At 39.9% G+C, this 11430-nt stretch carries 11 protein-coding genes and 2 pseudogenes; 8 read left to right on the top strand and 5 right to left on the bottom strand.

Going from position 1 to position 11430, the window contains the following annotated elements; genetic code table 11:
- Both L650_RS0104945 and L650_RS0104940 read left to right on the top strand, forming a co-directional pair.
- A partial coding sequence (locus L650_RS0104945) for a TonB-dependent receptor domain-containing protein (RefSeq protein ID WP_029772403.1) occupies positions 1 to 1188 on the top strand: 1188 nt, incomplete at its 5' end.
- Positions 1189 to 1791: 603 nt separating this feature from the next.
- Positions 1792 to 4749 carry a TonB-dependent receptor gene (locus L650_RS0104940; protein WP_029772402.1) on the top strand — a complete coding sequence of 986 codons (2958 nt, stop codon included), beginning with the start codon at positions 1792 to 1794 and terminating at the stop codon, positions 4747 to 4749.
- A 585-nt stretch (positions 4750 to 5334) separates the two neighbouring features.
- Here L650_RS0104940 and L650_RS24475 read toward each other — a convergent pair.
- From L650_RS24475 to L650_RS0104930, 3 genes are read right to left on the bottom strand one after another with little or no spacing between them, the layout of a single operon-like run.
- A complete protein-coding gene (locus tag L650_RS24475; protein ID WP_223230536.1) occupies positions 5335 to 5526 on the bottom strand; it encodes a hypothetical protein in 192 nt (63 codons plus the stop codon).
- A gap of 27 nt (positions 5527 to 5553) precedes the next feature.
- Positions 5554 to 5967, bottom strand: a complete 414-nt coding sequence (locus L650_RS0104935) for an alpha/beta fold hydrolase (protein ID WP_223230535.1) — start codon at positions 5965 to 5967, stop codon at positions 5554 to 5556.
- 35 nt (positions 5968 to 6002) lie between these two features.
- Positions 6003 to 6953, bottom strand: coding sequence for an SDR family oxidoreductase (locus L650_RS0104930; protein ID WP_029772401.1), 951 nt, complete (start codon positions 6951 to 6953; stop codon positions 6003 to 6005).
- Between the two features lie 209 nt (positions 6954 to 7162).
- Between L650_RS0104930 and L650_RS0104925 the strand changes: the two genes are divergently transcribed.
- Both L650_RS0104925 and L650_RS0104920 read left to right on the top strand, forming a co-directional pair.
- Complete coding sequence (locus tag L650_RS0104925) at positions 7163 to 8128, top strand: AraC family transcriptional regulator (protein WP_029772400.1); 966 nt, start codon at positions 7163 to 7165, stop codon at positions 8126 to 8128.
- Positions 8129 to 8130: 2 nt separating this feature from the next.
- On the top strand, positions 8131 to 8496 hold the full coding sequence (locus tag L650_RS0104920) for a DUF4345 family protein (protein WP_029772399.1): 366 nt from the start codon (positions 8131 to 8133) through the stop codon (positions 8494 to 8496).
- Between the two features lie 87 nt (positions 8497 to 8583).
- Here the strand turns inward: L650_RS0104920 and L650_RS0104915 are convergent, their stop codons facing one another.
- On the bottom strand, positions 8584 to 9087 hold the full coding sequence (locus L650_RS0104915) for a hypothetical protein (protein WP_029772398.1): 504 nt from the start codon (positions 9085 to 9087) through the stop codon (positions 8584 to 8586).
- A 498-nt stretch (positions 9088 to 9585) separates the two neighbouring features.
- On the opposite strand from L650_RS0104915, the gene L650_RS24470 reads away from it, so the two are divergent.
- From L650_RS24470 to L650_RS0104905, 3 genes and pseudogenes are all read left to right on the top strand, one after another.
- Positions 9586 to 9723 (top strand): hypothetical protein, encoded by a 138-nt coding sequence (locus L650_RS24470; RefSeq protein ID WP_223230534.1) that lies wholly within the window; start codon positions 9586 to 9588, stop codon positions 9721 to 9723.
- Positions 9724 to 9738: 15 nt separating this feature from the next.
- Positions 9739 to 10092, top strand: a pseudogene (locus L650_RS24465) (RNA polymerase sigma factor); the annotation flags it as partial.
- A gap of 1 nt (position 10093) precedes the next feature.
- A complete protein-coding gene (locus L650_RS0104905) occupies positions 10094 to 10753 on the top strand; it encodes a hypothetical protein (protein ID WP_029772397.1) in 660 nt (219 codons plus the stop codon).
- Between the two features lie 49 nt (positions 10754 to 10802).
- On the opposite strand, the pseudogene L650_RS0104900 reads toward L650_RS0104905, so the two are convergent.
- A pseudogene (locus L650_RS0104900) lies at positions 10803 to 11042 on the bottom strand (endonuclease III); the annotation flags it as partial.
- A 71-nt stretch (positions 11043 to 11113) separates the two neighbouring features.
- Here L650_RS0104900 and L650_RS0104895 point away from each other — a divergent pair.
- Positions 11114 to 11430, top strand: a 317-nt coding sequence (locus tag L650_RS0104895; RefSeq protein WP_029772396.1) for a recombinase family protein, incomplete at its 3' end; no start/stop codon positions are given.

Genomic DNA, 11430 nt, shown 5'->3' with positions numbered 1-11430 from the left:
GCTACAGACGCTGACTATACAGGTGAATTTGGTTACCCTGATGTTGAGTACGAAAATGCCGGTACCATAGATGTTACTGAAAAAACCACCTCAGTGTACTTAATGGCAAACTACGACACTGAAGTATTTGGTAAGTTTATTCGTGGTAACTTCGGCCTGCGTATTGTTGATACTGATGTAACCTCAGTAGGCTTTAGAACAAATTACACTGTAGATGTAGATGAAACTACAGGCGCTGTAACCCTCGATGTAGGGGATTCACTAGAAAGAACCGAAAGCGGCGGTGGTTATACTAAATACTTACCAAGCTTTAACTTAGTAGTTGATTACAGTGAAGACATTTTACTGCGTGCGGGTATTTACCGTGGTATGTCACGTGCTGACCCATCTGATTTAGGCTATGATCGCGACTTTGTAACAGACGATCAATCTGTTGCGCTATCGCTTTCTGACTTATTAACCGTAGATGGTTCAGGTAACCCTGATACTCAACCATTAATGTCATGGAACTACGACTTAGCCTTTGAATGGTACCCTAATGAAGATTCTATTTTAGCGCTAAGCCTATACTACAAACAGTTCCAAGGTGGCTTCCAGCAACAAACTGTGATTGAAGACTATGTGGTTGGCGGTGAAACAGTATCACTTCCAGTGACAAATTCGGTAACAACCGATAATGATAGCGATATACTGGGTTTAGAAGCATCGTTCTCGTACCGCTGGGATAATGGTATTGGTGTAAAATTTGGCTATAACTTTGCAGATACTGACTTTGAGTTTGAAGATAGCTTATATGGCGATACATACGTTACCGACCTAGATGGCAATACTACTCAATTAACTGCCGGTATTATTGAACCTGGTTCGGTGCCGGGGTTCTCAGAGCATGTATTTAGCAGCCAACTGTATTACCAAATTGGTGACTTTGATACGGCCATTATTTATAAATACCGTAGTGAATATTTCCAACCATATACCAGTAATGGTACCCGCTTACGTTATGTTGATGCCGTAGGTGTATGGGAAATGCGTGCATCGTATAAAATTAACGAGCACTTTAGAGTTAAAGCTGAAGCCATTAACTTGTTTAGCGCACCTAAGTCACAAGACTTCTTTGTGGAAGATAACCTAGGTGAAGTAAACGATTACGGCCCACGTTTATTCTTAGGAATGAGCTTTAAGCTATAAGACAATAACCAGTGAACCCCACTTTAAAACCCAATTAGCGTATGCCGCTAATTGGGTTTTTTTGTATGTGCGTGTGGGCTATTAAACCTAAGCTTTTTGAATCGCGGCGTACTCTTTTAACTAAATTTTGGCTAAACCTTTTTACCTAAAGCGCAGTATTACCAAACTCAGTTTTAGTAACGCTGCGTTATTGGCAGCGAATTAGTTAGCCAAAAGTCTACTATCTTTATCTTGGTTGACCAATTAATTCGGTAAAAGCGGCCAAATATAAAAATAACGCGGTATATATAAAAAAAATATATCGAGGAGATTGAGGAGGTTTTAATCTATTTTTGTGTGTTATTTAACCTTGATTGAGATTTAAAAGCACATTAAATACAAGTGGTTATATTATGGTCAGTAATAAAAGTGTTTTTGTCATGCCGAATTGGCTTTTATTGGTAATGACTGTTTTTGCTTTTTTTACAAAAAATGGTTTACCAATAGGTTGACCTTTGGTGCTTTTGCTGTAAATATTAAGTTAACCATTTAGACAAATGGTAAGGCGTTTAATAAAAAATATATAGCGAGTTACACATAGCACTGACACACACAGGAAAAACTATGAATCACAAGTTATCAAAAATTACGCTAGCAGTTATATCTGCCACAGCATTAAACCTTTCTTTGTCCACACACGCACAGGAAGCCAAGCCAATTGCAGAAGATGATGTAGAGATCATCGAAGTATCTGGCATTCGTCAATCACTTACTAATGCACTTGCTGAAAAACGCTCTGCAGATAGCCTAGTTGAAATTATTCAGTCAGAAGATATTGGTAAATTACCCGATCAAAACCTCGCTGAAGTATTAGAAAACGTAACGGGTATTCAAATTACACGTCAAGCGGGTGTAGGCACAGGTGTACAAATTCGTGGTACCGATGCTAACCGTACCGAAATTAACGGTATATCAACGGTGGGCTCAGGCTCTGGTCGAAGTGGTATTAGCTTTGAAGACGTATCAGCGTCAATTATTTCAAGTTTAGAAGTAATAAAGTCGCCTGAAGCGAAAACAATAGAGGGCTCTGTAGGCGGTACTATTAACCTTAAAACGATTCGCCCACTGCATTTAGGTGAGCAGCTAGCCACTATTAGAGTGCAAGGTGAGCACAGTAGCTTAAGCACTGATAGCGGTTTGAAACCACGTTTTTCGGGAACTTTTGCTGATAACTGGGAAGGTGATTACGGTAAATTTGGTGTGTTAGTGAGCGGCAGCTACGCAGAGCAAGATGTAACGGCGTTTCGCCCACGTGCAGATAGAGATAACATTATCACTGCAGATAGCGGTGTAGCCAGCGCTCAGTCTTTTGACTTTTTACCGATTCAATTTTTTGTACAAGATTACGATAACTACGAATACGAAACTAAAAACTTTGTAGGTACCATTGAATGGGCGCCTAACGACAACACAAAGTTTTATTTTGATGCTGTGGTTAACGATCAAGAACGTCGCCAAGAAAGCTCTCGTGTACAGGCTTCTGGTGTAAGTGCGCTTAATGATATTTCGGTTCCTGATGAATTTGAAACCGTAAACTTAGGCTCACTTGGCGGTACCAACCTTGGGTCTATTCAAGCGGCCTTACGCGGGGTCATTCCGGTTAATTTAGAAAACGATGATGACGATCCTAACCTTCGTTTTTCAAGTGATACAAACTCGCGTGTTACCGACAGTAATATTTTTAGACTCGGTGGCGAATGGCAAGGCGATAAGTGGTTTGTTAGTGCTGAAATTGCATCATCATCTTCAGATACAACTACACCTAGCTTTAATACAACGCTTAACTTTATTAACCCTAATGTGCCATTAGATGCTGGTGGCGGTAATGATAATAGTGTGCCGTTTGAGTATGACTTATCAGGTGGCGCATTGGCATTTGGTATTGCAGAGGGGGCAGAGTACGCGCCAACGGTTGAACAACTACTAGACCCTGCAAATGTAGTGCTACGTGATGTAAATATTGGTCAAGATACCGTTGAAAACTCTGAAGATGCGTTCCGTATTGATTCAACCTATTACACAGACTCAATTGTAACCTCTATTGATTTTGGTTACCGCTACAGTAAATCACAAAGCAAACAAAACGAAATTACCTCAAGCATTGGTTTAAGAACCATGGCTGATAGCCCGTCGGGTGATTTATTTGCCGACTTATTAGTGGCAGGCCCAGATAACTTTAACGAAGCTGATGGCCGCTCGTTATACATAGGCGACTTTTTACTTATTGATCCAGAGCTTGTGGCGTCAGACCCTGATGCGGTACTTGCCACATTACAAGCAGCGATGACTGCGCACGGTTCAAGCAAAACATTAAATGCACCTACTTCAAGTTCTGCAGGTTTTTTTGATATAGAAGAAACCACCCATGCGCTATATGCACAAGCTAACTTTGAGTACGAAATGGTACGCGGTAATATTGGCGTACGTTACATTCAAACAGACGTAGAGTCTACGGGCAACTCAGTTACTCAAGATGGTAGTGGTAATGAACTGGTAACGCGTATTACCAATGAATCTGACTATGACTTTATTTTACCTCGTTTAAACCTTGTCGCTGATGTATCAGAAGATGTACTTGTACGCTTTGGTGTAGGTAAAGATATTCGTCGCCCTGATTATAACGACCTATCAACGTCTATTACCTACAGCACAAGTCCAAATGACGAAGTTGAATTTGGTAACCCAGCACTGAAACCTGAAGAAGTACTGTCTTACGATTTATCGGCAGAGTGGTATTTTGCAGAGGCAAGTGTATTTAGCGTAGGTATTTTTCATAAAACACGTAAAGACTTACACGTAAATCAGTTAACCTCGCCAGTTGAAGACCCTGTAACAGGGTATCGCGACTTAACAGACCCATGTGAAGGTGGCGGTATATTTAACCCCATTGCAGATATAAACGTATTTGGCCCTGAGAATGGCCGTGGCGTATGTGTTGGTACAGAAACAAAAGTAAACGATAGTGGTGAAACTACCCAAAAAGGGATTGAGTTTGCCTTTCAATATGACCTATCAGGCTTTGAAAAACACCTAGGGTGGGCATCTGGTTTTGGTGTGCTAGCTAACTATACAATTCAAGAGTTCTCAGGTGGTGAAACCGAAAATTCAGCAACCTCAAGAGCAAGTAATGTATTTGCAGCAACCACCGGTACGCCAGGTATTGAAGTAAGTGAAATTCAAGGCTTACTTAACCTTTCTGAAAACGCGTATAACTTTACGCTGTACTACGAAAAATTTGGCCTATCAGCACGTATGCGTTACACGTGGCGTGAAGGGTATCGTTCAAATGACTTTGGTAGTACGTCTAGCTTCCCTTGGGGTTTCCCAGTGGTACAGGAAGACCGTGGCCAGCTTAATGCAAGTATTAGCTACGATGTGAACGAGCAACTTAATATTGGCTTAGAGGCAGTAAATATTACTGAATCTGAAATTAGCCAATCATGTGTAAACGAAAGCGCACTATTGTGTTTCCAAGGTTTAACTGACCGTCGTATTACACTGGGTGCAAGTTACCGTTTTTAAAAAGTATGTTGAGAGTGTGTAGCCTTTGAACGGGCACTCAAAAGCAAGCCACATGGCTTGCTTTTTTTTTACCTAAAATTAGCCGCAGTTAGGTGGTTAATAATGGGCCGTGGTTCTTTGTGTTGGGGGGAAAATGCACCTGTTTGCAAAAAATAAAGTGTGTGTTGTATTACTTGTTGGTTGTAGCGCATTCCCGTGTGGCTTACATCAAGGGTAATAAAATCACGCATATTAGTAGGGCGTGTTGGTATTTGATGGTTGAATTTGCAGCAGTGTGTTTGGTTTTTAGGCAAGGCAGAGCCTGTGAAGTGTGGTTATTCCCCATAAATAGGCGATAACGCTGCATAAATGCCAAACATGCGCTGCCCTTTGGGTTCTGCCTAGGGGCGATAAACTCTTTGTTGCCTACATGGATGTAGGTAAGGGGCGTGAGCAGGACGCGGAAGCTTTACTTGGTTTTTACTTATTCTTACAGGGATGTAAGTCATTAGAATAACGCAGGAGCAGTTATCGAGCCCACTAGGTTACAAACCTCGCGCCGCGATTTAATCGCCCCTAGATTGAACAAATTTCAATCCGCAAAAATCAACACGCCCTCAGCTTGGCTGATTCTACAGACACCAAGCCATCGTTTTTACCTTTAAAATAATGCTGTGTCAGGGTAGATGCTTTAGTACCGGCTATTACGCCTAAATTAATGTCCAGCTCATTTATGGTGTTGCCCAAACTCTTACTGCCTGTAATTAAAGATTGGCTTACACCGCCGGCTATATGCATTAACCATGAACCATTTAAATGATTAGCTTATTCGCTGCCTTTGTTAGGCGTACCAATTAACACGACATTTCCAAGTGTATTATCATTAAATACCCGAGGGTTATTTTGCAAGTAGGCTCTAATAACTAAGCCACCTAGGGAGTGGCCGACAAAATGTACTTTACTCGCATTAGCAATACAGGCATTAATTTGTGTGGTTGTTTGCATAAATACAGCCTCAACACTTTGCCCTAAAGAGGCGTAATTTAGGCTGCATACTTTATAATGAGCACGTTTAAGCTGCTGGGCAAAATATCGCATTGCCCAATCGCTTCTGCCTAATCCATGGGCAAGTACTACCAGCTCATCATTAGGTTTACACTGTACAGGGGGATTATTGGTACTTTTACAGCCGGTTAGGAAAAGTAAAAGTATTAGGCCGATTACTAATGGTTTTTTCATTACTTTTACACCCTACATACGTTCGCTATTAGTAATTATATTGTCCATTTAAAAGCAGTGTGGTGCTCAGTAACCGCCCATAATTTGCTAAGTACAGGCTGATCTAAAGCAAACGGCTCAAGTTTGCATGTTCCTACGGGGCCGCTCCAATTCCATCTTCCTGATGGGCCATAATACGCACGTTGTTCTAGGTTATGCTCGGTGGCACACATAACCTCAGGGTATGCACCTTGCTCTGCCGATTGCGCTAAGCCCATTTTTACTATTAGTGACCAGGTAAATCGGGTTGCAAAGTTAACATTATCGCCAATAAGAGAGGTATTAGCTGCACCTGGGTGACACACAAACACCTGCACATTTTTATTGGCGGCGGCTATTTTATTTTGCAGCTCATAAGCAAACATCATTTGTGCAAGTTTACTGTGGCAGTAGGTCTTATTTGGGTGGTAGTTTTTATTCCAATTCATGTCATCAAATTGAATCGTTTTAAGCCCCATTTTGTAGCCTTCACTGGCCACTACAACAATACGCCCGCTAGATTGCTCTATTTTGTTAAAAAGTAAACCACACAGTAAAAAGTGCCCATAGTGGTTAACCCCTAACTGACTTTCAAAGCCGTCTTTAGTAAATTGCTGAGTCGCGACCTGCGCAATGGCACCGTTACAAATAAGTGCATCTATGTGTGGCACAGTTTGTAATACCTCTTTGGCTGCATGACGCACAGAGGCAAGCTCTGCTAGGTCCATTTTTATAAAGCTCACATCGGTACTATTGCCAAACTCCTGTTTTAACTTAGCAATAGCTTCATCTGATTTTAAAGGGTTACGATTGAGCATAACTACTTTTGCGCCTTTAGCGAGTAATAGTCGGGTTGCTTCAAAGCCTGCACCAGTATTTGCTCCCGTTATTAGATAGCATTTACCAACTAAAGAACTGAGTTGGTCGGGAGTCCAGCCAGAAGGGCCAAATGGGTTAGTTGCGCTCATTAGTTAAATTCCTATCAATAGTTAAGTATAAATATGCAGTACAGGGCTATGCATATTGCTCTAAAGTGCTTGTTAGGTAATATAACTCTCGCTACTAGGTGTAACTAGGCGATATCCTCTTTAAAATATGCCTATTTGTATCGCTGCATTGAGAATGTGTATTTACGGTGCTAAATTGGATTTATTCTATATTTAAAGGGTATGGGTGAATGAGCAAACACCACATTAAGCAACTTATACAAAATAGCCTGTCTTTTAACGATGTAAACAACGATGAAAATTATACCCAAGGGCTAATAGAAACGGGTATTAAAGGTGTTCAGTTGTTTAAAGTAACGCAGGCTATGCGCTGTGCACCTGCGGTATACGAGCCGTGTATTGTTGCTATAGTCAGTGGCGCTAAAGAAGCCATACTCGATGGTAAGCATTTTATATACGATGAAAATAATTATATGTGCTGCCCTATGTCTATGCCGGTAGAAGCGGGTACACCCACGGCTTCACCTGAGAACCCCTTGCTAGGCGTTATTGTATCGCTAGATACAAAAGTGATGACCGAATTATCTATTACCATGGCTGCACAAGGTGTAAAAAAACACGCATCAGGCCCCAAAACGCAAGGGCTTACACTCGCAGCATGGGATGACTCATTTACCGATTCATTACTACGATTGCTGCAACTTGTAGGCAACCCTGTAGATATTGCGGTTTTAGGTGAAGGGCGACTGCGAGAATTATATTACGCCATATTAAACGGACAGGCAGGTAGTAGTGTGCACCAAGCCTTTGGCGTAGGAAACGACATAGCACGCTCAATTGATTATTTGGCATCTCGATTAGATGAGAGCATAACCATAGACGATATGGCTGCAAAAATTGGTGTAAGTAGGGCAGTTTTGCATCGAAAATTTAAGGATGCGACCAGTATGTCGCCGATTCAATTTATTAAATCTATGCGCTTAAATACCGCCGCGATGAAAATTGCAGCGGGTATGAACGTAAGCTCGGCGGCTATGTCTGTAGGCTATGTTAGCTCATCACAATTTAGCAGAGAATTTAAACGTATGTATGGGCAATCGCCAAAGCAGTGGAGCCAAGCAAAGGAGTTACCTCAGGAGCTTGTTGAGCAATCGATTGTTCAAACAGTTGATCAAACAACCAGCCTGAAGGATTGATCATGGATAATACAGTCATTTTTAGGGTTGTTGGTGCGGTATTCATTATTTTTGGCATAGTGTTAGCTGCCAATCCTGAGCTGATAAGCAACAAGCCAGTTCCGAATGATATTTTTAAGGCCGTAGAGCGCAGAATTTGGTGGGGGTTATTTATTGGTTTTGGCTTATTACTGCAATTTCATTTTCAGCTTGTACCTTGGCAAGCTACTATAGCGGCAACACTGTCATCGTTACTCGTAGGGCTTTTAATTGCAAGGCTTATTGGCATTATGTTAGATGGCTCGGTAGCAAAACAGTGGCTAAATGTGGGTATTGAATTAGTAATACTCGCGCCTTTAATTTGGTGGTATTTAAAAGTACGCACTTAGTATCAGAGTTAAACCGCTATAAATCTTAGTATTGCCTTAGAGTGTAACGCTTAATACCTTTAAGGCATGATAAGCAAACAAAGGCGTTTACCCATGAGCCTTACTTTGAGTTAGCGCCATTTCTTCAGACCAAGGTACATAGAGTGCAGGAGTTAAGTTTTTATTATCGGCCAAAATTACTTTCGCGATTGGCCGTCCGAAATATTCAGTTGGCTCAAATGAGCAAATATCTTTTAGATTAATTGAAATATAACAATTTGCTTTTTTGATTAATAAAGCTGATTCATCCATACGTGCATGAACTGTTATTTGTAAGTTCATGTAAGGAACCATCGATACTATGTGTTCACCTAAGTGAAATCTTTCTCGCTCTATCTCATCTCCTACTGCTTTTAAATAGTTAATATATGCTTTCCAACGCTTTAAAATTAATAAGGTTAAAAATGAAATAAAACAAATTAGGCTTAAAAGAATCGAATGAAATACAGAAAATTGACCCAAATAATAAAATGCACCCGCCAGTATAAGCACAACAGCTAAATTTAATAATGACCACTTATTTGGCTGAAATTTTGAATGATTACTTTGCAAAATACATCCTTGAAGTTATGTGGTTTCTTACAGCGCTAACTCAGAAACCTCCTTAAATTATTATTCACTATTAATAGCAGATTGTATGTTTTTTACCACCTTTAGCCTGAGTCATATTTGATAACCAGAGATACAATAATATTAACTATTGCTATATTAAAAAAATCTTTTAACTAGGAGTCCCCTTTTAATAGTAGGCAGAAAAAAGAGCTAACACCTCGCTTTGCTCTTTTACTTAGCTTATTACTCCCTCCAATAATTATTTTTTTTAATAGTTGTGATTATTTCAGCGATACTGCGAATAACTAGATAAGACGACTATGTGAGTACTATCGTGCAGCTAAAATGTTTATATAAATGTGTACAGGCTATGTTGCATTAGCCAAAGCGCCGCACTTTATTACTTTTAAAAACAGATGCATTAGAAATTAAACACAATGAAACTGTGATGAGCCAACTATGTGATGAGATTAATTTAGATGATGGATTTATGCGTAAATGAACACCAATAAAAAAGCACTGTTTACTCAAACAATGGAGCAGCATAAAGGCATTATTTATAAAGTTGTAAACTCTTACTGTCAAAACCAACACGACAGGCAAGACCTAGCGCAAGAAATACTCACCACCATGTAGCTTGCTTATGATAATTACGACAAAGACTATAAGTTTTCTACGTGGATGTACCGAATAGCACTGAATGTGGCGATTTCCTATTACCGCAAAGACAGTAAACGAGAAGATAAAGCCAATGAAAGTGAGCAGTGCATTGTGCACATAGCCGACCTAACAGCGCACAATGATAAAAGCGAAGAGGTTAAGCAGCTTTATGAATTTATAGCAAAGCTCGATAAGTTAAATAAAGCCATAGTATTGCTGTATTTAGAAGGCGAACCCCATCAAAGCATAGCGACGAGTTTAGGCATAAGTAAAACCAACGTCGCTACGCGAATTGGCCGCATTAAAGAAACACTAAAAAATCAATTTGAAAAACAGGAGGCTTAAAATGAATTTAGATAATTTTAAAAACACATGGCAGCAGCAAAATAGTGTTAACGAATCGGCCATTACAATAAACCAATCACTGCTGAGCGAAACAAAAGTGAATAAACAAATGAAAGAGCTTAATACTATGAAGTGGGCACGTATTATTGAAAGCGCAGCCTTCTTTTTTATTATTGTTTTATTGGGGCAGTATATTGCAAATAACTTTAGTGTTTCAGCGCCTTCAATATCTGCGTTGATACTGAGTGTATTTTCCATTGCTGGCCTTGCAGGTAATATCGGCCAAATAGTGCATATTGCTAACGTTGATTATGCAAAGCCGATTAGCCAACTTCAAAAAGACGTTTACCGCCTTTGCTCACATAAATTACAACTAACTAAGTTGTTGCTTATGTCTGCACCTTTTTATATGACTTATGTTTTTATTGGCTTTGACGTGCTATTTGAAATTGACTTGTATGCACACCTAGATCAACACATGGTTTGGTTTTACAGCGTGTCGTCGCTTCTACTTTTAATAATTACAAGCTGCGTATTAGCTAAATTAAACTACACAAATATCGCAACTCCTTGGGTTAAACGCACCATTGCATTTATTGTCGGTGAGCGTTTAGTAAATATGGCGCAATTTATAAATAATATAGACTCGACAGACAGCTAATTAATTAGCTGTCTTACTTTAAAAATACCCAAAACAGAGTTATTCGAGGTTATTCTGTTTTTTCTTTAAACTCACACAAGTCTTCAATAATACAGCTGCCGCATTTAGGCTTACGTGCTACGCAGGTGTAGCGTCCGTGTAGTATTAACCAGTGGTGTACGTCTACTTTAAATTCTTTAGGGACAACCTTTTCAAGCTTTTGCTCAACGGCGACTACATCTTTGCCCATCGCAAATTTGGTGCGGTTTGAAACACGAAAAATATGCGTGTCTACGGCAATGGTTGGCCAGACAATGTATAATTAAACTAGATTGTGATACAGTCCTTTCATAATAGATAACTAACGATTTGAAAAGCCCTATGTCAGAAAAACCTTTGTTGTTCAGCTATGTGAGATTTTCTACTCAAGAGCAAGCCAAGGGACATTCCCTTAAAAGGCAATTAGATTATGCAAATAAAGTAGCTAAGGAAAGAGGATTATTATTGGATGAGTCTCTTACAATGAGAGATCTAGGCCTTAGTGCATATCATGGAAATAATATTAAAAAAGGTGCATTTGGAGTATTTTTAAAAGCGATAGAGGACGGTAATATCCCTTCAGGCTCAGTTTTGCTTATTGAAAGTCTAGATAGAATGTCAAGAAGGAAGGTCTCAGAATGCGCAAGTATTCACGGCTA

Source organism: Pseudoalteromonas sp. TB51 (assembly GCF_000498055.1).
Classification (GTDB): domain Bacteria; phylum Pseudomonadota; class Gammaproteobacteria; order Enterobacterales; family Alteromonadaceae; genus Pseudoalteromonas; species Pseudoalteromonas atlantica.
Note: the sequence above shows the minus strand (reverse complement) of the source record. Positions and strands in the feature narration are given on the sequence as shown.